Source organism: Alcaligenes ammonioxydans, assembly GCF_019343455.1.
Classification (GTDB): Bacteria; Pseudomonadota; Gammaproteobacteria; order Burkholderiales; family Burkholderiaceae_B; genus Alcaligenes; species Alcaligenes ammonioxydans.
Genome location: NZ_CP049362.1, coordinates 502,924 through 523,288 on the forward strand (window position 1 = coordinate 502,924; position 20,365 = coordinate 523,288).

Genomic DNA, 20,365 nt, shown 5'->3' on the forward strand with positions numbered 1-20,365 from the left:
CGTACTGCGAGTCTACTCATGTTGAAGAATTGTCTGCTTGCCACTTCCAGCGCTTTATTGATGGGCCTGGGCACCAGTGCCCACAGCGCGGTGGAATTGACCATGTATTACCCGATTGCCGTGGGTGGTCCGCTGACCGAGGTGGTCGATGGAATGATCAAGGACTATCAGGCCCAGAACCCGGAAGTGACCGTGAAGGCCGTCTATTCCGGCAACTACGATGAAACGCGGGTGCGTGCCTTGTCGGCCCTGCGTGCGGGCGAGCCGGTGCAGCTTTCTGTGCTGGGCGCACTGGATACGCATGATCTGGTGGAGCAGGGCCTGGTCGAGGCTTTTAGCGATGTGGCTCAGGATGCCCCCAGCCAGGACTGGCTCAAGAGCTTTTACCCTGCGTTGATGGCTAACGGCACCTTGGAGGGCAAGGTCTGGGGCATTCCCTTTCAGCGTTCGACCATCGTCATGTTCTACAACAAGGATATGTTCCGCGAAGCGGGTCTGAACCCCGATCAAGCTCCCAAGACGTGGGACGAGCTGGTGCAAACTGCCCAGAAACTGACTAATGACAAGCATCACGGCTTGATGATTCCATCGACGGGCTATCCCTACTGGATGTTCCAGGCCATGGCCTTGCAAAACGGCCGTCAGTTGATGAATGAAGAAGGTACGCAGGTCTACTTCAATGATCCCAAGTCGGTGCAAGCGCTGCAGTTCTTCCACGATCTGGCCTACAAGCACAAGGTCAGCCCCGCGGGCACGATTGAATGGGGTACCTTGCGCCAGGCCTTCGTGCAGGGCAAGACCGCCATGATGTGGCACACCACGGGCAACCTGACGGCCGTCAAGAACGAAGCGAAGTTCGACTTTGGCGTGGCCATGCTGCCCGCCAAGGAAAAAGCGGCTTCTCCTACCGGCGGTGGCAACTTCTACCTGTTCAAGGGCGCTAATGACGAGCAGAAAAAAGCCGCATTGGATTTCGTGCGCTGGATGACGGCCCCCGAGCGTGCCGCCAAGTGGTCCATGGCCACGGGCTATGTGGGTGTCAGCCCTGCTGCCTACGAAACACAGGCGCTGCTTGACTACGCCAAGACCTTTCCACAGGCCGTGGTAGCGCGTGATCAACTGGCCGTGGCCTCGCCCGAGTTTGCCACGTACGAAACAGCGCGTGTGCGTGAATTGTTGTCCAACGCCGTGCAGGCCGTGCTGACCAATGCCAAGACGCCTCAAGCCGCCCTGGATGAGGCCCAGGCCGCCGCGGATCGCTTGCTGCGTCCTTTCAACTAAGCAGGTGCAGGAATGGCTGAACCATTGCGTGTGCTGCGTAAAGAGTGGGTATTTGCCTACCTCTTGCTGACGCCGCTGTTTGTGCTGCTAAGCGTGTTTGCCTTTATCCCGGCGCTGCACACGTTTTGGTCCAGCCTGTTAAGTAAAGGCACGGCTCGTCGTCCGGCCCAGTTTGTGGGCATGGACAACTACGATGCCATGCTGGCTGACCCGACTTTCTGGCTGGTTCTGAAGAATAATCTTTGGTACGCCGCCATTGTGATTCCGGTGTCCATGGCACTGGCCTTGCTGATGGCCTTGTGGGCCAACCGGGCCATGAGCATGCGTGCCTGGGTGCGCTGCGCTTACTTCACGCCCACCATGTTGCCCATGATCGCCGCCGCGAACCTCTGGCTGTTTTTTTACACGCCGGATCTGGGTTTGCTGGATCAGATTGCCAAGCTGTTTGGCGCCGGGGCCACCAATTGGTTAGGTCAGCCTCAAACTGCCCTGGGCGCAGTCATGGTGGTGACCATCTGGAAAGAGGCCGGATTTTTCATGATTTTTTATCTGGCCGCCTTGCAAACCATCCCGCCCGAACTGCGTGATGCTGCCCGTCTGGAAGGCGCAAGCCGCTGGCAATATGGGCGCCGTGTACTGCTGCCCTTGCTGGCTCCCACCACCTTATTCATTCTGATCAATGCATTGATCAACTCGGTCAAACTGGTTGACCACCTCTTTATCCTGACCAAGGGCGGCCCCAATAACGCTTCCAAGCTGATGTTGTACTGGATCTGGGAAACGGCTTTTGCTTACATGGATACGCCCGCGGCTGCCGTACTGACGGTGGTGCTCTTGTTGGGGCTGGGCGCCGTCGCTATTTTTCAATTCCGCTACGCCGAACGACGCGTGCACTACCAGTGATGAACATGGACACTGTTTTGACTGCCCCCAGCCGCCCGCTGCGTTTGCCCTCACTGGATACGGTAGGAGCGCACGTTTTGGCCCTGCTGTGGATCGCGCCTTTGCTCTACGCGTGCTGGGCTGCTTTTCGTGACCCGTCAGCGGCCTTGCGTTTTGACTGGAGCGCAGGTTGGACCTTTGATAACTTTGCCGCGGCCTGGGATCGTGCGCCCTGGCTGCGCTACATCTTCAATACGACCGCGTTGGTGCTGACGATTCTGATCGGTCAGTTTGTTCTGTGTACGCTGGCTGCCTACGCCTTTGCCCGCTTTCGTTTCTTTGGCAGCCAGTTTCTGTTCATGCTGCTGCTGTTGCAATTGTTCATTTTGCCCGAAGTGCTGATTGTGGAAAATTACCGCATGGTGGCCTGGCTGGGCTGGACCGATACGGTATGGGGCATGGGTGTGCCTTATATGGCCAGTGCGTTTGGGGTATTCCTGCTGCGTCAGGCCTTCAAGCAGGTGCCGCGTGAGCTGGAAGAGGCGGCGCGTCTGGAGGGCTGTAGCCGTCTGGGGGTGTTGTGGCGTGTGTATGTACCCTTGGTCAAGCCTGTTTACCTGGCTTATGCCCTGGTGTCGGTGTCAACGCACTGGAACAATTTTTTATGGCCATTGGTGATCAGCAGCTCGGATCACACACGGCCTTTGACTGTGGGCTTGTCCCTGTTTGGCGCGCCTGAAAGTGGTGTCAGCATTTCCCTGATCAGCGCCGCTACCATCATGACGATCCTGCCGCTATTGCTGGGCTTTCTGCTGTTTCAAAAGCAGTTCATGCAGGCTTTTTTGCGCGCCGGCATTCGTTAAGGAATTCTGATGAAGATTATCCAGTTTTCGGATTTGCACATTACCCCGCCCGATGGCCTGTTGTTTGGTTCGGACCCTCTGGATCGCTTGCGTCACTGTGTGCAGCACATTAATCGCCATCATGCCGATGCGGATCTGTGCGTGCTGACGGGCGATCTGACCCATGCCGGTCACCCACGCGCGTACGAGCGCCTGCGTGAAGGCTTGCTAGACTTGATTCCGCCCGTGCGCTTGTTGATGGGCAATCACGATAGCCGCAGTGCGTTTCAGCGGGTATTTCCAGACGCCAGGACCGATTTGCCCGGGTTTGTGCAATATGCCGAAACCAGGGGCGATTGGCGTCTGATTTATCTGGATACCTTGGAGGACAGCTACACCAACGGTTATCTGTGCGCGCGGCGTTTGCAGTGGTTGCAGCAGGAACTGGCCTCGCATAACGGGCCGGTGATGCTGTTCTCGCACCATCCTTTGCCCGCCTTGCAGTATCCCTCCATGGATTGGCTGCGTTTGAGCAATGCCCTGGAGCTACTGCCTGCGTTGAAGGCGCACCCAGCACCCGTACATTTGTTTTCCGGTCATGTGCATCGCTGTGCCAGCGGCGTGTGGAACGGTCTGCACTTTGTAACGGTCAGTGGCACCAACCATCAGCATGAACTGGATCTGGAGCGCGAGGGAGCGGCAACGTCCACTTTTGAACCGGCCAGCTACGCGGTGATCCTGCCCAATGCAGACGGTCTGACCGTGCATTTTCAGCCCTTTGCTTACGAAGAGCTGCGCTTTCCGTACACGGGAGACCTGAACGCGTTGAAGTGTCTGTAAATGCGGGGCGGTCGATTTTGAGGTTGGCATGCAACGCGGTCTTCGAACGTGTACTGAAAAACCGCCATGTTCGGCGAAACGCTTTGTTGTTTGCCACAAGATCGCTATACTTGCGAACTATCAGGGGGAGTAGCTTACTTTCCGGCGCATCGTCATCACGGCAATTTGTGTTTTTCACCGATTCCCGGTGCCCGGGCAGCCTTAGGGTTGCAAGCGAGACCTTGCCATTCATGGGCAAGGTGCATCCTCAAAAAAGATGGCCTGTGTCCTTAATGGATCAGGCCATTTTTGTTTTGTACAACAGCGGTCATTTTCTCGTTGTACAGTCATGCAAGATGGTCGTCGGGTTTCAATTAAACAATATGAAAAGGCGGTCTTATAAATGATTGAATTTTTGCAGACAATGAGTTGGGCGGCGGTATTTCAGATCATCCTGATCGATATATTGCTGGGGGGCGATAATGCTGTGGTGATTGCCCTGGCATGTCGCAACTTGCCTGCACAGCAGCGCGTAAAAGGTATTTTGTGGGGAACGGCAGGGGCGATTGGTCTGCGCGTTGTCCTGATCGCGTTTGCTCTGACCTTGCTGTCCGTTCCATTCCTGAAAGTGGTGGGTGCCTTGTTGCTGGTCTGGATTGGCGTCAAGCTGCTGATCCCCGAGGAAGATGGTCACGGCAATGTGGAAGGGGGGGCAACCTTGTGGAAGGCCATCAAGACCATTATTATCGCGGACTTTGTGATGAGTCTGGATAACGTGATCGCGATTGCGGGTGCCGCTCAGACGGCGGACCCGGATCATCAGATTGGTCTGGTGGTCTTTGGTCTGGTGGTGAGCGTGCCCATCATTATCTGGGGCAGCACACTGGTTCTGAAGCTGATCGACCGTTTCCCCATTGTGGTAACGCTGGGCGCCGCGTTGCTGGGCTGGATTGCCGGCGGCATGCTGGTGACGGACGTTAAATACATCGAGTACTTCGGCGAGCCTAGCACCACCATCAAGCTGGCTGCGGAAGTGGCTGGTGCCTTGCTGATTGTCGCGTTGGGTCACGGTATTGCGGCCTACAAGCGCAAGCAGGCTGCCTGAGTCTGAAATTGAAACAGCCCGTATAAAGCCATGCCGGAGACTTCGCTTCCGGCATGGTTCTGGGTTAAGCTCAAACGATTTTCTAAAAAAGGAGTACACCATGGCACAAGCCTCCGCACGCCACATTCTGGTCAGCACCGAAGAGAAAGCGAATGAACTGAAAGCCGCTATCGAAGGTGGTTCTGACTTCGCTCAGGTGGCCAAGGACAATTCCAGCTGCCCATCGGCCCGCATGGGCGGTGAGCTGGGAACTTTTGGTCGTGGCCAAATGGTGCCCGAGTTCGATCAGGTTGTGTTCAGCGCCCCCGTGGGCGTTGTGCAAGGCCCCGTCAAGACCCAGTTCGGCTACCATCTGGTAGAAGTGACTGCACGTCAGGACTGATACGATCAGGCCAGAAAAACCCGCTTCGGCGGGTTTTTTTGCGCCTGCTGCGCCTGTGCATGCTGGGCAGGGCTTGAACTGTTTTGGCAAGCGCAATCCCGTCTTTTCGCGACGGCGATGTCAGTAGGCTCTTGTTCAATAGGCCTGGCTCTGGAGTGGCTTCATGCTGGTATTTGCCAGACATATACATAAAAAGTCTGGACATTTATCCACAAGCTGCGCAGTATGCCAGCCATGCCGGCTCGTGGGGCCTTGCCCACGCCTTGCTCGCTTGTTTCGAGCAATTCAGCCCATTCTTATAAAGAAATCCCATGAAACGCACCGATATGGAAAAACTCAGCGCCGTCAAATTGCTGGGAAATGTAAAAAAGGCGGGCACGCCACAACGCTTTGCAGCTGATTCCGCCGTGGCCGATCGGCGCGAACAACGTCGTCTGGATCAGGCTGCTGGCCTGGTGTCCTTTCCCATTAAGCTGACGCAGCCTGTTATTGATGCCGTGCGCGCTCGCGCTACCGAGCAAGGTGTCTCGACCAATGAGGTCATTGATCGCCTACTGGCCCAAGCCTTGGACCTGTAATTTATGCAGATCTGGGTAGATGCAGACGCTTGTCCGGTCGTCATCAAAGAAATTTTGTATCGCGCCGGGCAGCGCTGGAGTCGCCATGTGATCCTGGTGGCCAACCAGATGCTGCGCACTCCCCCTTCACCCTGGCTGCGGGCCGTGCAGGTGGCGCGTGGCTTTGATGTGGCGGATGACTATATTGTTCAGCACGCCAGTGTGGGAGATCTGGTGATTACCGCCGATATCCCGTTAGCGGCGCAGGTTCTGGAACGTCGGGCTCTGGTCCTGACCCCCAGAGGTGAGCGTTTGGATGTCAATAGCATAGGCGAGCGTCTGGCCATGCGCGACATGATGGAAGAGCTGCGCAGCACCGGCGTGGACATAGGCGGTCCGGCGCCCTTCAGCCAGGCTGACCGGCGCGAGTTTGCCAATGCGCTGGATCGTCTGATGATGAGTCTGAATAGCGCAGCCCGACGATGAGCAGACTTGCCTTGGCGGCCACCTTTGTGTGAGTCTGTGGTCGGATTGAATTTTTTTAAGTGAAGTACGCAATGACAGACTCAAACCGTCCTTTGATGAATTTATCCGGTCTGAATGAGGCCGTCGCCCAGTTTGCGCGCGAGCGTGAGTGGGACCAGTTTCACAGCCCTAAAAACCTGGCCATGGCCTTGACCAATGAAGTGGGCGAACTGATCGAAATTTTCCAATGGCTGACAGAGGCGCAATCGCACGAGGTGGCTAGGGACCCGAAAACTGCCGAAGCCGTGCGTGACGAACTGGCGGATGTGCAGATCTATTTGAGCCGTCTGGCGTTCGTGTTGGGCGTGGACATGAACGACGCGGTCACCTGCAAACTGGCGAAAAATGCGCAGAAGTATCCCGCCGACAAGGTGCGCGGGACGAACAAGAAATATACGGAACTGTAAGAACGTCGCGGCAAACGCGCTGCCTTACAGCTCCCTCAGCAGATCCTGCACAAACTGCTCCATCCGCTCGTGTCTTTCGCGGGCGATTTCCTGTCCTCGTTTAGTCTGAAAGCCTTCAGCCAGTTTCAACAGCTTGGCCGCAAAGTGGTCCAGCGCGTAGCGCTTGTCATCCAGGGGGCGGTGTTGTGCCTGCGGGTCGCAGGGATCATACAGGCCCGAGCCCATGCGCCCGGCGGTATAGAAGCAGCGAGCTATCCCTAAGGCACCAATGGCATCCAGCCGGTCGGCGTCCTGCAAAATGCGGGCCTCCAGGCTGACCGGCCTAATGTTGGCTGAAAAGCTGTGGCTTTGGATAACCTTGCCCACGGCCTCGCAGTCCTGCCCGGACCAGCCTATCTTGGCCAGAATGTGTTGTGCCTGTTCCGCTGACAGGGTGGAAGCGCGCGAACGCAGCGGCGAGTTCTTTTCTACCGCAACGCAGTCGTGCAGCACCGTTGCTGCCAGCAAAATCCGCAGATCCCCACCTTCTTTTTCCTGAATCGCACAGACATTCTTCCAGACACGCTGCAGGTGTGACTGGTCGTGAGAGCCATCGTTATGGCTGGTGCTGCTATGGGGCAGGAGTTGAGTGGCAAGCGCCTCAAAGGGATGAAAAGGACGGGTCATGGTCATGGTCTGCAATCGTCAGGCACACAGCATACCGCGAAGCAGTCCAGGACAAAGAAAAGGAGCTGCACCAGGCAGCTCCTTTCTGGCCTGAGGCCAGCGATTTAAAAGTCGCTCAGGCCCAGATCACTGACAGCATCGGCCCAATAGTTCAGTTCCTGATCCACATATTGTGTGAACTCGGCAGGGCTATTGGTAAGCAGGGTGGCCCCGTTGCCTTGCCAGATCTCCTTGATCTTCTCAGTGTCCAAGGCTCGATGAATGCTGTCCGCGACGGCTTGTACCGTGGCATCAGGCACGTCACCCTGCATGAAGATGCCATACCAGGTCTGGGCGGTGATCTCATCCATACCCAGTTCTTTGAGCGTCGGCACATCAGGCAGGGCAGCCGCGCGCTCCGGGCTGGAGACGGCCAGAGCGCGCAAGCGGCCATTGCGGATCTGTGCGACAGCCGAAGGCATGGTCTCGAACATGAAGTCCACCTGATCGCCACTGATCAGCGCCATGACGGCCGGGCCGCTGCCTTTGTAATGCACGGCAGTCATGGTGGTGCCAGAGCGTTTCTCCAGCTTGCCCGCCATCAAATGCAGCATCGTGGCCACGCCGCTCGTGCCATAGTTCACGCCTGCGCCTTGCTTGGCCGCAGCCAAGAGGTCATCCACGCTCTTGTAGGGCGAGTTGGCATTGACCACCAGCACGTTGGGCATGGCAGCAATCAAGGTGACCGCTTTCAAGTCTTTGCGGGTGTCGTAGGGGAAGTTCTTCAACACGGCAGGCGCAATCATGTGATGCACGGCACCAAACAAGAGCTGATTGTCTGCGGGGCTGGAGTTGGCGACCATGCTGGCACCCAGCACACCACCGACACCACCTTTATTTTCTACGACAACGGTTTGACCGATTTCATTACCCAGTGCTTCGGCCAGAGGGCGAGCCAGGGTGTCGCCCGAACCACCTGCGGCAGAAGGGACGATCAAGCGCACCGGGCGCTCGGCCCAGGCGGGGGGAGCTGCCCAGCTTTGGGGTGCGGCAGCGACGATAAAACTGAGGGCAAGTACAACACGGGACCAGGGTTTCATGTTTTTTTACCTCCTCGGTAGTCGGTGGTTTCAGCCTTTGCCGGAGCCCAGGCTGCCAGGGTTGCTGCGCAGCTTGTCGATCTGATCTTGCCGGGGACTCAGACCCAGCCCGGGGGCGTCTGGCATGTGTAGCCAGCCTTGTTCGGGCTGGGGCAGGCCGGTGTAGATCTCGGCCATCATGGCGCTGGCGGCCAGATGCCATTCCACATCACCGCCATTGAGCAAGCCGCAGTGCAAGTGACCGTTGTGGGAGGGGAATGCCCCGCCATTGGCTACCGAAGCATTAAAGCTTTCAGCCAGGGCAAAGATCTTGCGGGACTGGGTAAAACCGCCGGATATCAGTACGTTAGGCTGCACAATGTCCACCGCCTGCTGCATCAGCAGATCGCGGAACCGATAGGCCTGGCCTTCGTTCTGGCCGGCCGCCACAGTGATGCCCGTGCTCTGGCGCAGTTCACGCATACGCCCGGTGTCATTTTGTGTGATGGGTTCTTCAAAGAAACCTACATCCAGGTCACGGGCGTGGCGCGCAATGGTCTTGGCGTGCACATAGTCCAGACTACAGTTGCCATCGATATACAAGGGCATCTCGGCAGGAATGGATTCTCGTACCAGGCTCATGCGGCGCATGTCCTGACGAATCAGCTCGGCTAAGGGGCGTGGTTCATCTCGGCGTTGCAGGCCGTGATGGCCCACGACCATCTTCAAGCCTTTGAAGCCTTGGTTGACGCAGTCCTGGGCGACCTTGACCAGTTCCTCCTCGTTCAGGAAGGCAAAGCCAAACGTGGCATAAGCGGGCACTTTCTCACGGGCGCCACCCAGCAGTTTCCAGACAGGCAAACCCAGGGCCTTGCCCTTGATATCCCACAAGGCAATGTCCAATGCAGAGATCGCATGCATGGCATAGCCGGTCTGGCCGCGAGGGCATACGTTCCAGTACATGCGATCCCACAGACGCTCCGTGTTCAAGGGGTCTTGTCCGACCAAATCACTGGCCAGGATGTCGTTGATGGTGCTGGCCACGGGGTGCTCTTCGGTAATGGCACTCAGGCCATAACCGGTAATGCCTTCATCCGTTTCGATTTCCACATGACAGATGGCCAGATTGCTGGGTTTTTTGATGCCCGCGCTATGGAACTGAAAAGGTACGTTCAAGGGAATTGCGCGTACTGCCGTGATTCTCATTCTCCGTTCTCCTCACATTTTTTAAATGCGTTTGCATGTAATTGTTTTAGGTTTATAGCGTTTTGGAGAATAGGTGGGCAATGGTGTAAACCCTTGATTTTATTGATATATAAAAGCCATTTCTGATATATCAAAAGGGCGGGTTCAGGGGCGAAGAGCGGCGCATGCGGCGGGAAAAAGATGCAGGAGAGTGGTGATGTACGCCGCTAGGCGCTCTTGGCCCTTGTGCATGCAAAAGGCCCTGCCAGGCAAGGCCTGGCAGGGCCGGTGAACTCTCGGGATGTATGAGCAGTGAGTGGCTTATTTACCGCGCAGTAGCTGCATCTGACGACGATCTTTTTTAGTCGGGCGTCCCGCGTCAAAATCCATGGCAGGCTCAGGCGCCAGACGGCGCTGTTCCGCGGCCTGCGCGCGTCGTGCACTGCTTTGCTCGGTTTCTTGATAGAGAGTGCGCGCCACGGGAGCGGGGCCACGTACCCCACTCAAGGCTTGAACGTGAACTTCCATGGCTGGCGTTTCCTTGCGCAGGGTGATCAGATCCCCTACCGATACCTCGCGGGCCGGCTTGGTGCTTTGCTGATTGAGCAAAACCCGTCCTTTAGTGATCTCTTCACTGGCCAGGCTGCGCGTTTTGTAAAAGCGCGCCGCCCAGAGCCATTTGTCCAGTCGTAATTTGTCCATGCCGTATTGTAAATCCAGGCCGGGCCCCCGTGAAAGGCGGAACCCGGTGTGACGAGCTTGCTGGTGGCCAGCCCGGTTCTAGCGGAACTGAAAGTGTTCCTTATGCAAGGTCCAGGACTTAGCGGGCAAGGCACGCTTGAGCTCCCGCTGCAGCTGCTTGCCCATCCCGGCAGGGCCACAGAACCAGATATGTAATGGTCTGCCCGCCTGATAGTGCTGCACCACCTCTTGGGGACTCCAGCGGCGGCCATCGGCATAAATATCCAGCTTGACATCCGGGTGCTCTTTGGCGGCGTTGCTCAAGGCCTGGGCGAGTGGGTCGGAACTGTGCTGACAGGCATATTGCAGATAGGCGTAAGGAGCATGGCCCTCCTCATGCTCCTGGCTTAACCAGGACAGAAAGGGGGTCGCTCCCACTCCTGCGCCGACCCAGATATAAACCCCCTTGTCGTCGCGGCCCGGTTGAGTGAAACGGCCATACGGGCCATCCAGCTCGATGTTCTGTCCGATATGCAGGCGCTCTGGCAGGCGGCGCGTCCAGTCGCCCAGTTGCTTGATGTGAAAACGCACAATCTGGTCATCCTGATCCGCGTCGGACAGGGTGAAGGGATGAGACTCGGTTTCGCCTTTCAAACGCAGGAAGGCAAACTGGCCCGCCTGATGACCCGGCCAGGATTGATCCATGCGGCATTGCACTTCTAGGACATCGCCTTGCGGGGTACAGGAAATGACGGTACCGGTGTACGGGTAAGCCGAACTGAGATTGCGTAACAGCTGAATGCTGGCGGCTACTGTTCCGATCACCAGGCTGACGGCCAGCAGCCAGCCACCTATCCCGCTCCAGTAGGCAGGTGGGGTCAAGACTACGCCATGAAAGACCAGAATCAGATAGGCAACCGGCATTAGCCGATGCAGGCTGTACCATTTTTTATAGGAAATCGTGCGGTGCGCCAGGGTAATGATCAACATCACAATCAGCGCGTAGAACGTCCATTCCCCCAGCGTCTTGGCATAGGGCTTGAAGAGGCTGACCCATTCGGGGACGGGCACTTTGGCCAATTTGCCGCTGGTGCCGATGGCGGCGGCTATCAGGTCTTTGGATTGTTTGCTTAGCCAATGCGCCAGGCTGAGCAAAATCGCCAGGATGCCCAGGTACTTGTGTAGCTTGTAGGCTTTGTCCATGCCACCGAGCCACGGTTCCAGGCGACGGGGGCGTAAGGCCAGGACCATAATGGCCGTCATGGTGCCCAGCGCCAGAATGCCGGTGAGCAGCATGCCTTCCTGCCGGATTACCCACAGCGTGTCGCCTGGGGGCGAGGGAGAGAGCCACAAGGCTTGTACAGCCCAGATCAGAAAGAAGGTGGAGAGCAGCAGAAATAGAGGGCGACGCATGGCCTTTTCCGAATGATGGGTGGGCCGGGAGCTGGCAAGTCGCACCATGCAAAAGTACCGACGCAGCGCACCGGGGACATCTGCCCATCTTAGTAGGTAGCGTGGTGGTCTGGGGTGTTTGTATTCAGGCGTGAATTGAGAAAACTCAAAATACCTCTAAATAGTTTTTATTTAAAGTATTTGTTAATGATTCTGGTTGCTGTTTATCGTGTTGACCCTGCCGGGGGCGGTTTCGGAGGGACACCGCCTGGCAGGGCGTTTTTCAGCGGGCCTGTTCAGGGCTGAGCAGTACGGCCAGATCCAGCAAGGCCGCGTCCTGATGGGCTTGTCCGATCAGTTGCAGTCCCAGGGGCAGCGGGGAGTCCTGAGCGGGCGCGGGCAGGCTTAAGGTCGGCCAGCCTAACAAGGACCACGGGCGGTTCAGAATCGAGGAGCCTGTGCTGTCCAGCCCATAGGGCGCGGGGCCAGGGGCCGCCGGAGTTAGCAAGGCATCGAAATGAGCATATCGGTCCTGCCATTCTGTCTGGAGCTGGCGACGGCGTGCCTGCCAGGCGTGGTAGTCCGCCGGGGGCAATTCCAGGCCTTGCTTGATCGCTTGCACGGTAATGGGTCGCAAGGCATTGGGGCTGGCTTGCCAGACGGGCAGCAGGCTGCGGGCCATTTCGTAAGCCATGATCTGGCCTTGCAGGATCAGCAGCTCTTTCAGTTGCGGGTCCGCGGGCAGACGCTCCAGTTGGGCACCTTGTTGTTCCAGGTGCAGGCAACCTTGCTCCAGAGCAGCAAGGGCAGCGGGGGTAATTGGGCCCAGATCTTTGCCATCCAGCACGCCGATGCGGGGACAGGTGGGCACCTTAACATCGGGCAAACCTTGCAGAACCGTCGCCACACGGCGCAATACGGACAAGTCGCGGCTGAAGTAGCCGATGGTGTCCAGACTGTCGCATAGCAGGAAAAGACCGCTGCGATGAATGGCACCAAAACTAGGTTTGAAGCCGACAATGCCGGTAAAGGCAGCAGGGCGCATCATGGAGCCGCCCGTTTGGGTTCCCAAAGCGAAATCGACCATGCCCGCGGCCACGGCAGCCGCAGACCCACTGGAGGAGCCACCGGGAGTGTGCTCCAGATTCAGCGGGTTACGGGTCGGGCCGGGCGCCGCATAGGCAAACTCTGCCGTCACGGTCTTGCCGACTGGAATGGCACCGGCCCGGCGCAGCACGGCCACACAGGCCGCATCATGCTGCGCGGGCAGCGCGTCGGGGAAATGGGCCCCGTAACGCGTGGGCATGCCTTGCACATCCAGCACGTCCTTGACGCCGAAGCTCAGGCCCGCCAAGGGGCCCTCGGGGTGGGTGCTGATACAGGTAAGCGGGTCCGCCAGCCAGGACCAGGCCTGAATGGACTGGTCCTGCACAGCGAGAGGAGAGGGATGGGCAGTCATAGCGCAGGGTCGCAATTACTGAATCGAGATGTTTTGTGCCTTGATCAGTGCCGTCCAGCGCTTTGCTTCTTCCTTGATGAAAGCAGAGAACTCTGCAGGCGTGCCGCCCACCACTTCTGCGCCCTGGGATTCCACAATCTTGCGGTACTCGGGGTCTTGCAGTGCATCGTTGACGGCTTTATTCAGTTTTTCCAGCACATCGGCTGGAATGCCTGCGGGAGCAATCACGCCAAACCAGTTGGAGGCGACCAGATCCACGCCTTGCTCTTTGAAGGTGGGAACATCAGGCATGGCCTTGACACGCTCTTCAGAGGTCACACCCAGAATGCGCAAACGTGGATTGTCGATTTGCATGTGCGGCAAGAACAGGCTGGCCAATTCCAGGTAGAAGGAGATATTGCCGGCCAGCAGATCGTTGGATGCCGGTGCGCCACCGCGGTAAGGAACGTGTACCGCGTCAAAACCCGACGTGGCTTTGAACTGCTCGGTCAGCAGGTGCGAGGCGCCGCCCGCTCCGGTCGAGGCATAGTCCAGTTTTTGTGGGTTCTTCTTGCCGTCGTTCACCAGGTCGGCCAACGACTGGTAGGGCGAGTTGCTGTTTACACCCAAAGCCATGGCGCCACGCTCAATCAGGGCGACGGGCTGCAGATCCTGTTCGGGATCAAAGGGCAGGTTGCTGCCGTACAGGGCTTTGTTCACGGACATTGGACCAAAGTTGCCCAGACCGATGGTGTATCCGTTGGGCTTGGCACGGGCAATCATGCTGGTGCCGATATTGCCGCTGGCGCCAGGCTTGTTCTCCACCACAATCGTCACGCCCAGACTGTCGCTCATTTTCTGAGCCAGCATCCGCGAACGGGTGTCCGAGCTGCCGCCGGCCGCATAAGGCACAACAAAAGTAATGGCTTGCGAAGGGTAGGGGGCGTCGGCCAGTGCCGAGCCGGAACCCAGCAAAGTCAGTGTGAGTAGGCCGCCCAGCAATGAGGCACGATGCTTGAATACCGTCATGTTCATCTCCTGCAATGGGCCAAGATTCGCCGTGGCGTGCAGTATGGCCCTGTTTTTTTGATAGAAGTCAGAACGGATAGTAGAGAGAGCTTATTATGTTGTCTAATATTAAAAATAGTCATTATTAATCTTTTTAAAAACCTAATTGGTGGGTATATGCTGGACTCCAAATTAAGTGAAATGTTTTTGGTTCTGGCCGAAGAGTTGCACTTTGGTCGTGCGGCACAGCGTCTGTTCATGACCCAGCCTCCCTTGAGTCAGGCCATACGCAGGCTGGAGGAGCAGGTCGGGGCCACCTTGTTCATCCGCACGACGCGCACGGTGCAACTGACTGCGGCCGGCGCGGAGCTGCAGCGCCGCCTGCGCCTTATCGGCAATGAGATGGAGCAGACTTTGCAAGCGGTGCAGCAGGTTCACCGCGGGGAAACCGGTATGTTGCGTATCGCCCTGACGCCCAGCAGTGCCTATGCGGGCGTATCACGGCATTTGTACCGGTTTCGTCAGGACTTCCCGCAGGTGGATATGCAGGTTTACGAGATGAACTCCAGTGACATGCCTGCCGCCTTGTATGAGCGCCGGGTGGATGTGGCGTTGATCCGCCCCTCTTTTGCGGTGCCCGATCTGAATCCGCAATTGGTGGAGTCCGAACCCATGATGTTCGTGCTCAGACGCGATGATCCCCGTGCGCAGGAACATAGCCAGGGGCTGACGCTACATCAGGCGTTTTCTTACGAAATGGTGGCCTATTCACGTCAGCAATCGCGCTACTTCCATCTGCTTCAACAACGTTTGCTGCAGCGTTCGGGCTGCCTGCCGCGCTTTGTCCAGGAGAGCATGGTGCCCACGGTGTTGATTATGGTGGAGGCGGGGATCGCACCGGCTATCGTGCCGGCCTCCCTGGCTCGGCTGCGCACGGATACGCTGGTGTATCTGCCCTTGCTCGATGCTGCCGATATTGCGGCCGAGCTGATGAGCGCCTACATTTCCGACAATACCAATCCCGCGCTCCAGAATTTTCTTGCGGTGCTGGAACAGGATCGTTCAGTCTGACTGGCGGGCAGCCAGCCATTGGCGCATGGATTGACCGGTGCGCTGTCGAAACAGGCGTGACAGGGCCGAGGGATTGGCGTAGCCCAGATCCAGTGCGATGCGTTTGGCGGACTGGCCCTGGGTCAAGCGCTGGCAGGCCAGCGACAGACGCCATTGGGCCAGATAGTCGGCCGGCGTGTCACCCACCCACTGCTTGAACTGGACGGCAAACGTGCTGCGCGAGAGCTTGGCTTGTTCAGCCAGCGATTGCACAGTCCAGTCTCGTCCCGGGTCGGCCTGGATGGCCAGCAAGGCGCGGGCGACGGGAGGATGGGACAGCCCCCGGAACAGGCCCACGGGAATATCGCAGCGGTCGGGATGGTCAAACAACCAGCGCAGCAGTTGCAAGAGCACGATTTCAAACAGACGATCGGCCAGCAAACGATGGCCGCAACGTACTGATTCTGTTTCTGCAAATAACAGGCTCAATGCTTGCTCCAGACCTGCCGCCTCCTCCAGGGGAACAATGATCAGGTCCGGCAGCGACCGGGCCAGCGGGTGATGTTCACCACCGTCAAAATCCAGGGTGGCGCAGGTAAAGTCCGAGCCCTCCTCGGGCATATCGTAGAAAGTATGGTCCAGCGGACGTGGATAGAACAGCAGGCTGGGACGATCAATCGTCAGGATTTCCGGCACTGGATCGCGCGGATCGTGACGCACCCCCAGCTGACCCCGTCTGAGGATGTGCAAAAAGGCCCGCCCGGGCTGAGCCGCAAAGCGGGTCATGCCGCATAAGGAGCCGTTGTAAAACAAATGGGCCCGGACACGGAATTGTTCCAGCAAAAGAGAGAGGCGATCCAGATTCATGAAATCATCCCTTTCTGGATGAAAAGATAAGTTGTCGGGACTAATCTTATCCAATGATCTTGATTCTGGCGAGATACTATCCCTGTCAGATTCATTTTGGCCCTCAGGGCCTACTTCACCAGGAGATCACCATGTCCCGTCTTACGTTGCCTGATGTTGCTCAAGCTCCCGCCGCCAGCCAACCTGCTTTGCAGGAAATTCAAAAGGCTTTTGGCGGCAATGTGCCTGCCATGTTCCGAATGGTGTCCAACTCGCCCGCCGCTTTGCGCAGCATGTGGGGGTCTTTCGGTGCTTTTGCGGGTGGCAAGCTGGGTGCAAAACTGGGCGAGCAACTGGCAGTGGCTATTGCTGACCGCAATCGTTGCGAGTATTGCCTGGCTGCCCACAATGTGCTCGGTGCCAATGCTGGTTTGAGCTCGGAGACTCTGGCCCAGGCCCAACGTGGTCAGTCTGATGATCCACGCACGGCGGCCGCCCTGAAGTTTGTGCTCAAGCTGGTCGATCAGCGGGGTCAAGTGTCGGCGGCGGATGTGCAAGCCGTGCGCGACGCAGGTTTTTCCGAGGGTGAGGTGGTGGAGCTGGTCGGTGTCACGGCCTTGAATCTGTTCACCAATTACATCAACAATGCGCTGGATGTTCCGGTCGATTTCAACGCGGTTGAGCTGACGGCTTAAACAAGGTTTGATGACCCGCTTGCTGGAGAGGCAGGCGGGTTTTACTGCGTCGGTACGGCCGGCGCTAGTTGCCGGACAACGGGCCGGCGTTAATTTCGCTCAGTGCCGGATTTACATCAAAAAAGCGGGCGTCGATGCCGGTGATACCAACGCTGTTGAGCCGCTTGCTGTGCATGTCCAGATAGGCCTGTGCGCTTGCCTTGTCACTGAACAAATACACCCCGCCAGCCTTGGACTGCTCCTGATTTTCCGTCCAGAGTTTCCAGATCAATCCCGGTTCCTGCGAAATGGATTGCGCCAGTTCTTTCATGGCGATGGCCATGTCCTCGCCCCAGGGGCCGGAGTAGGGAAAATCAACATACAGCAAGGTGCTCATGGTCGGCTCCAAATCAAAATACGTGACGATCATCATACCCTGATGATGAAATGCTCCCGTATTGTCTCTTATTTGTCATGGGACGTTGAAAGCGGCGTGATTGGCTGGCCTCGCCCCTGAAGGGGGCGTATAGTTTTTGTTTTGCGATTTGCCGGTGGAAGCCCTCATGTCCTGGACCGCTGTGTTGTTGGTGGTGTGTGCTGCGTTCATTCATGCGGGCTGGAATCTGCTCTCCAAACGAGCGGCGATGGCAGGAGCCCATTTTGTATTTGCGTACTCCTTTTTTGCCATCCTGTTTTATTTTCCCATCATGTTGTGGGTGGTGTTTACCGAAGGCAATATGCCTTGGACCACCGAGACCGTGACTTGTCTGGTGTTAAGCGCGTTGCTGCATATGGGCTATAGCCTGAGTCTGCAAAAAGGCTACCAGGTGGCGGATTTGTCGGTGGTCTATCCGATTGCACGCGGCACCGGTCCCATGCTCTCTTCCGTGGGCGCCTTCATTCTGCTCGGTGAGCCGGTACGGCCTGTGGGGGTGCTTGGTATCTTGCTGGTGGTGATGGGAATCTTGCTGATTGCCACGCAAGGTCATTTGCGGCGTTTCTTCAACCCCGCTGCGCTAACCGGCGTGCGCTGGGGCATGCAGACGGGGATTTTGATTGCGGCCTATACCGTGGTGGATGCCTACGGCGTCAAAGTATTACTGATCTCGCCGTTCTTGTTGGACTGGTTCAGCAATGTGCTACGTCTGGGCATGCTGGCCCCCTTCATTGCCAAGCGTGGACGGGAAGGCTTTATCAAACTGAAGCCTTATTGGAAGCTGGCGGCAGCCGTGGGCCTGCTCTCGCCCCTGTCTTACATACTGGTTTTGCAGGCGCTGCGCCTGGGAGCCCCCCTGTCCATGGTGGCACCAGCTCGTGAAATGTCCATGATGGCGGGCACGCTGCTGGGCATGGTGGTCCTGCGCGAGAAAGCCAATGCCTGGAGTTTGCTGGGCTGTGCCGTCATGATCGCCGGGGTGATCGCCCTGACTGCCGGACCGTCTGCCTGATTACTCTCTTGAAATATGCGGGGCCGACCCTATCTGTCTGCAATAGGGCGCGCACCTGCGCGTGGCCATCAACCCATTTTTTGCTTTTTCACCATGAGCCAGACTGACACTGCGAATACGTCCGAAACCTTGGGTTTTCAGGCTGAAGTCAAACAATTACTGCATTTGATGATTCACTCCTTGTACAGCAACAAGGAGATTTTCCTGCGTGAGCTGGTATCCAATGCGTCGGATGCCTGTGACAAACTGCGCTTTGAGGCCATCGACAATCCTGCCTTGCTTGAGGGCGACCCGGAACTGCGCATTCGTGTGGACTTTGACAAGGAAGCACGCACGATCACTATTTCCGACAATGGCATTGGCATGTCGCGTGATGAAGCCATTGCCAACCTGGGCACGATCGCCCGGTCCGGCACCAAGGAGTTCTTCTCTCAGCTGACAGGCGACAAGCAAAAAGACACCCAACTGATTGGTCAGTTCGGGGTGGGCTTTTATTCCTCGTTTATCGTCGCCGATAAAGTGTCGGTACTGACACGTCGTGCCGGCGAGGACCAGGAAGCCGTCTTGTGGGAGTCCACCGGCGAGGGCGAATTTACCATCGCGTCTGCCGAGAAAGCCGAGCGCGGCACCAGCATCACCTTGCATCTGCGCGAAGGCGAGGATGAGTTCCTGGATGGCTGGCGTTTGCGCAATGTGCTGCGCCGCTACTCGGATCACATTTCTTTGCCGGTACAAATGCGCAAAGAGGACTGGGACGAAGACAAGCAGCAGCAGGTCAAACAAGATGAATGGGAAAGCGTGAACCAGGCCAGTGCCTTGTGGACGCGCTCCAAGTCGGAAATTAGCGACGAGCAGTACCAGGAATTCTACAAACACATCGCTCACGATTACGAGAACCCCTTGGCCTGGACACACAACCGGGTGGAAGGTCGCAGCGAATACACCCAACTGTTGTATGTGCCCAAGCAGGCTCCTTTTGATCTGTGGGATCGTGACGCTCGCCGCGGCGTGAAGCTGTACGTCAAACGCGTGTTCATCATGGACGACGCTGAGCAGTTGTTGCCGGCCTATCTGCGGTTTGTGCGTGGCGTGATCGACTCGGCGGATCTGCCCTTGAACGTCTCGCGCGAAATTTTGCAGGAAAGCCGCGACGTACGCGCCATCCGCGAAGGCAGCGCCAAGCGCATCCTGTCCTTGCTGGAAGATCTGGCGGAGAACCAGCCCGAGCAATATGCTGAGTTCTGGAATCAGTTCGGTCAGGTGCTCAAAGAGGGCACGGGCGAAGATATGGGCAACCAGGCCCGGATTGCGGCCTTGCTGCGCTTTGCGTCCACGCATCAGGAGGGCTCGGCCCAGACGGTGTCCTTGAACGACTATATCGGTCGCATGAAGGAAGGCCAGGACAAGATTTACTATGTGACGGCAGATACCTTCGCCGCCGCCTCCAACAGCCCGCATCTGGAAGTGTTCCGCAAGAAAGGGATCGAGGTGCTGCTGATGTCTGATCGCGTGGACGAGTGGATGTTGTCTTATCTGCGCGAATTTGAAGGCAAGCAACTGGTTTCCGTGGCCAAAGGGGGGCTGGACCTGGACTCGCTGGCTGACGAAGAGGAAAAGAAACATCAGGCTGAAGTCGCCGAGACCTTCAAGCCTTTGGTGGAGCGTCTGAAAACCACGTTGGGCGACAAGGTCAAAGAGGTGCGTATTACGGCCCGTCTGGTCGACTCCCCGGCCTGCGTGGTGGTGGACGCCAACGAACTGAGTCCGCACCTGCTGCGCATGTTGCAGGCGGCGGGGCAGGAAGCGCCGGAGGTCAAGCCGATTCTGGAAATCAATCCAGAGCATGCTTTGATTGCCAAGGTGCAAGCCGCTGACGATGAAGCCTTTGGGGAGTGGGCGCAACTGCTGCTGGAACAAGCCATGCTGGCTGAAGGTGCCGCATTGCAAGATCCCGCCAGTTTCGTAAAACGGGTGAATCGTTTGTTGTTGAATCTCTAACCTTGTATGGACTGTGCGTAAAGCGCAGTCCGGGACTTCTTGGAAAAGCCCTGATCCTCTGTACGAGGATCAGGGCTTTTTTGTGTTTGTCAGTCGGCTAACGCGGCGCAAAAGCCCAGAA

The 20,365-nt window shown here is 57.4% G+C and carries 22 protein-coding genes; 13 read left to right on the plus strand and 9 right to left on the minus strand.

All coding sequences use genetic code 11. The annotated features are described in order from the left end of the window. Positions 1-18 precede the first annotated feature (18 nt). The 9 genes from FE795_RS02255 (at position 19) to FE795_RS02295 (ending at position 6,800) form a co-directional block, all read left to right on the plus strand. Entirely contained in the window at positions 19-1,281 is a 1,263-nt protein-coding gene (locus FE795_RS02255) for an ABC transporter substrate-binding protein (RefSeq protein ID WP_003804003.1), read from the plus strand. Positions 1,282-1,293: 12 nt separating this feature from the next. Further along, on the plus strand, positions 1,294-2,184 hold the full coding sequence (locus tag FE795_RS02260) for a carbohydrate ABC transporter permease (RefSeq protein WP_003804001.1): 891 nt from the start codon (positions 1,294-1,296) through the stop codon (positions 2,182-2,184). Continuing rightward, positions 2,184-3,026 carry a carbohydrate ABC transporter permease gene (locus FE795_RS02265; RefSeq protein WP_059318538.1) on the plus strand — a complete coding sequence of 281 codons (843 nt, stop codon included), beginning with the start codon at positions 2,184-2,186 and terminating at the stop codon, positions 3,024-3,026. The genes FE795_RS02260 and FE795_RS02265 overlap by 1 nt, the downstream gene beginning before the upstream one ends. A gap of 9 nt (positions 3,027-3,035) precedes the next feature. After that, the gene (locus tag FE795_RS02270) at positions 3,036-3,845 is read left to right on the plus strand and encodes a phosphodiesterase (RefSeq protein ID WP_131071253.1); all 810 of its coding nucleotides are present in this window, start codon (positions 3,036-3,038) and stop codon (positions 3,843-3,845) included. Positions 3,846-4,227: 382 nt separating this feature from the next. After that, the gene (locus FE795_RS02275; RefSeq protein WP_059318540.1) at positions 4,228-4,929 is read left to right on the plus strand and encodes a TerC family protein; all 702 of its coding nucleotides are present in this window, start codon (positions 4,228-4,230) and stop codon (positions 4,927-4,929) included. Between the two features lie 100 nt (positions 4,930-5,029). Continuing rightward, positions 5,030-5,311 (plus strand): peptidylprolyl isomerase, encoded by a 282-nt coding sequence (locus FE795_RS02280; protein ID WP_003803993.1) that lies wholly within the window; start codon positions 5,030-5,032, stop codon positions 5,309-5,311. Between the two features lie 311 nt (positions 5,312-5,622). Next, on the plus strand, positions 5,623-5,889 hold the full coding sequence (locus FE795_RS02285) for a hypothetical protein (protein ID WP_219235585.1): 267 nt from the start codon (positions 5,623-5,625) through the stop codon (positions 5,887-5,889). Positions 5,890-5,892: 3 nt separating this feature from the next. After that, positions 5,893-6,354, plus strand: a complete 462-nt coding sequence (locus FE795_RS02290) for a YaiI/YqxD family protein (protein WP_003803990.1) — start codon at positions 5,893-5,895, stop codon at positions 6,352-6,354. A 71-nt stretch (positions 6,355-6,425) separates the two neighbouring features. Beyond that, complete coding sequence (locus tag FE795_RS02295; protein ID WP_219235587.1) at positions 6,426-6,800, plus strand: nucleotide pyrophosphohydrolase; 375 nt, start codon at positions 6,426-6,428, stop codon at positions 6,798-6,800. Between the two features lie 24 nt (positions 6,801-6,824). Here FE795_RS02295 and FE795_RS02300 read toward each other — a convergent pair whose 3' ends face one another. The 7 genes from FE795_RS02300 to FE795_RS02330 form a co-directional block, all read right to left on the minus strand. Further along, positions 6,825-7,466: an HD domain-containing protein gene (locus tag FE795_RS02300; RefSeq protein WP_039943889.1), complete on the minus strand. Its 642-nt coding sequence runs from the start codon at positions 7,464-7,466 to the stop codon at positions 6,825-6,827. Between the two features lie 104 nt (positions 7,467-7,570). Continuing rightward, a complete protein-coding gene (locus tag FE795_RS02305; RefSeq protein WP_003803983.1) occupies positions 7,571-8,545 on the minus strand; it encodes a Bug family tripartite tricarboxylate transporter substrate binding protein in 975 nt (324 codons plus the stop codon). 30 nt (positions 8,546-8,575) lie between these two features. Then, on the minus strand, positions 8,576-9,730 hold the full coding sequence (locus FE795_RS02310; RefSeq protein ID WP_131071254.1) for a mandelate racemase/muconate lactonizing enzyme family protein: 1,155 nt from the start codon (positions 9,728-9,730) through the stop codon (positions 8,576-8,578). A 300-nt stretch (positions 9,731-10,030) separates the two neighbouring features. After that, on the minus strand, positions 10,031-10,411 hold the full coding sequence (locus FE795_RS02315; RefSeq protein WP_219235589.1) for an RNA-binding S4 domain-containing protein: 381 nt from the start codon (positions 10,409-10,411) through the stop codon (positions 10,031-10,033). Between the two features lie 78 nt (positions 10,412-10,489). Further along, complete coding sequence (locus tag FE795_RS02320) at positions 10,490-11,803, minus strand: ferredoxin reductase family protein (protein WP_131071255.1); 1,314 nt, start codon at positions 11,801-11,803, stop codon at positions 10,490-10,492. Between the two features lie 262 nt (positions 11,804-12,065). Next, complete coding sequence (locus tag FE795_RS02325) at positions 12,066-13,241, minus strand: amidase (RefSeq protein WP_131071256.1); 1,176 nt, start codon at positions 13,239-13,241, stop codon at positions 12,066-12,068. Positions 13,242-13,256: 15 nt separating this feature from the next. Then, the gene (locus FE795_RS02330) at positions 13,257-14,249 is read right to left on the minus strand and encodes a Bug family tripartite tricarboxylate transporter substrate binding protein (RefSeq protein WP_131071257.1); all 993 of its coding nucleotides are present in this window, start codon (positions 14,247-14,249) and stop codon (positions 13,257-13,259) included. Positions 14,250-14,405: 156 nt separating this feature from the next. Here FE795_RS02330 and FE795_RS02335 point away from each other — a divergent pair, with 156 nt between their 5' ends. Continuing rightward, positions 14,406-15,299, plus strand: a complete 894-nt coding sequence (locus FE795_RS02335; RefSeq protein WP_003803971.1) for a LysR substrate-binding domain-containing protein — start codon at positions 14,406-14,408, stop codon at positions 15,297-15,299. On the opposite strand, the gene FE795_RS02340 is transcribed toward FE795_RS02335, so the two are convergent. After that, the gene (locus tag FE795_RS02340; protein ID WP_131071258.1) at positions 15,291-16,145 is read right to left on the minus strand and encodes an AraC family transcriptional regulator; all 855 of its coding nucleotides are present in this window, start codon (positions 16,143-16,145) and stop codon (positions 15,291-15,293) included. The two genes, FE795_RS02335 and FE795_RS02340, sit on opposite strands and share 9 nt — an antisense overlap. A gap of 131 nt (positions 16,146-16,276) precedes the next feature. Here FE795_RS02340 and FE795_RS02345 point away from each other — a divergent pair, with 131 nt between their 5' ends. Beyond that, positions 16,277-16,819 carry a carboxymuconolactone decarboxylase family protein gene (locus FE795_RS02345; RefSeq protein WP_131071259.1) on the plus strand — a complete coding sequence of 181 codons (543 nt, stop codon included), beginning with the start codon at positions 16,277-16,279 and terminating at the stop codon, positions 16,817-16,819. A 64-nt stretch (positions 16,820-16,883) separates the two neighbouring features. On the opposite strand, the gene FE795_RS02350 is transcribed toward FE795_RS02345, so the two are convergent. Further along, on the minus strand, positions 16,884-17,195 hold the full coding sequence (locus FE795_RS02350) for a monooxygenase (protein ID WP_131071260.1): 312 nt from the start codon (positions 17,193-17,195) through the stop codon (positions 16,884-16,886). Between the two features lie 166 nt (positions 17,196-17,361). Between FE795_RS02350 and FE795_RS02355 the strand changes: the two genes are divergently transcribed. After that, positions 17,362-18,246 carry an EamA family transporter gene (locus FE795_RS02355; protein WP_003803963.1) on the plus strand — a complete coding sequence of 295 codons (885 nt, stop codon included), beginning with the start codon at positions 17,362-17,364 and terminating at the stop codon, positions 18,244-18,246. Between the two features lie 93 nt (positions 18,247-18,339). Further along, positions 18,340-20,244 carry a molecular chaperone HtpG gene (gene htpG, locus FE795_RS02360; protein ID WP_003803961.1) on the plus strand — a complete coding sequence of 635 codons (1,905 nt, stop codon included), beginning with the start codon at positions 18,340-18,342 and terminating at the stop codon, positions 20,242-20,244. The last annotated feature ends 121 nt before the right edge of the window (positions 20,245-20,365 follow it).

Coding starts and splice junctions, on each gene's coding strand:
- FE795_RS02340 (WP_131071258.1), bottom strand. CDS start 16,145: ATGAATCTGGATCGCCTCTCTCTTTTGCTGGAACAATTCCGTGTCCGG.
- FE795_RS02280 (WP_003803993.1), top strand. CDS start 5,030: ATGGCACAAGCCTCCGCACGCCACATTCTGGTCAGCACCGAAGAGAAA.
- FE795_RS02350 (WP_131071260.1), bottom strand. CDS start 17,195: ATGAGCACCTTGCTGTATGTTGATTTTCCCTACTCCGGCCCCTGGGGC.
- FE795_RS02315 (WP_219235589.1), bottom strand. CDS start 10,411: ATGGACAAATTACGACTGGACAAATGGCTCTGGGCGGCGCGCTTTTAC.
- FE795_RS02320 (WP_131071255.1), bottom strand. CDS start 11,803: ATGCGTCGCCCTCTATTTCTGCTGCTCTCCACCTTCTTTCTGATCTGG.
- FE795_RS02305 (WP_003803983.1), bottom strand. CDS start 8,545: ATGAAACCCTGGTCCCGTGTTGTACTTGCCCTCAGTTTTATCGTCGCT.
- FE795_RS02300 (WP_039943889.1), bottom strand. CDS start 7,466: ATGACCCGTCCTTTTCATCCCTTTGAGGCGCTTGCCACTCAACTCCTG.
- FE795_RS02285 (WP_219235585.1), top strand. CDS start 5,623: ATGAAACGCACCGATATGGAAAAACTCAGCGCCGTCAAATTGCTGGGA.
- FE795_RS02270 (WP_131071253.1), top strand. CDS start 3,036: ATGAAGATTATCCAGTTTTCGGATTTGCACATTACCCCGCCCGATGGC.
- FE795_RS02290 (WP_003803990.1), top strand. CDS start 5,893: ATGCAGATCTGGGTAGATGCAGACGCTTGTCCGGTCGTCATCAAAGAA.
- FE795_RS02310 (WP_131071254.1), bottom strand. CDS start 9,730: ATGAGAATCACGGCAGTACGCGCAATTCCCTTGAACGTACCTTTTCAG.
- FE795_RS02345 (WP_131071259.1), top strand. CDS start 16,277: ATGTCCCGTCTTACGTTGCCTGATGTTGCTCAAGCTCCCGCCGCCAGC.
- FE795_RS02265 (WP_059318538.1), top strand. CDS start 2,184: ATGAACATGGACACTGTTTTGACTGCCCCCAGCCGCCCGCTGCGTTTG.
- FE795_RS02335 (WP_003803971.1), top strand. CDS start 14,406: ATGCTGGACTCCAAATTAAGTGAAATGTTTTTGGTTCTGGCCGAAGAG.
- FE795_RS02275 (WP_059318540.1), top strand. CDS start 4,228: ATGATTGAATTTTTGCAGACAATGAGTTGGGCGGCGGTATTTCAGATC.
- FE795_RS02260 (WP_003804001.1), top strand. CDS start 1,294: ATGGCTGAACCATTGCGTGTGCTGCGTAAAGAGTGGGTATTTGCCTAC.
- htpG (WP_003803961.1), top strand. CDS start 18,340: ATGAGCCAGACTGACACTGCGAATACGTCCGAAACCTTGGGTTTTCAG.
- FE795_RS02355 (WP_003803963.1), top strand. CDS start 17,362: ATGTCCTGGACCGCTGTGTTGTTGGTGGTGTGTGCTGCGTTCATTCAT.
- FE795_RS02255 (WP_003804003.1), top strand. CDS start 19: ATGTTGAAGAATTGTCTGCTTGCCACTTCCAGCGCTTTATTGATGGGC.
- FE795_RS02325 (WP_131071256.1), bottom strand. CDS start 13,241: ATGACTGCCCATCCCTCTCCTCTCGCTGTGCAGGACCAGTCCATTCAG.
- FE795_RS02330 (WP_131071257.1), bottom strand. CDS start 14,249: ATGACGGTATTCAAGCATCGTGCCTCATTGCTGGGCGGCCTACTCACA.
- FE795_RS02295 (WP_219235587.1), top strand. CDS start 6,426: ATGACAGACTCAAACCGTCCTTTGATGAATTTATCCGGTCTGAATGAG.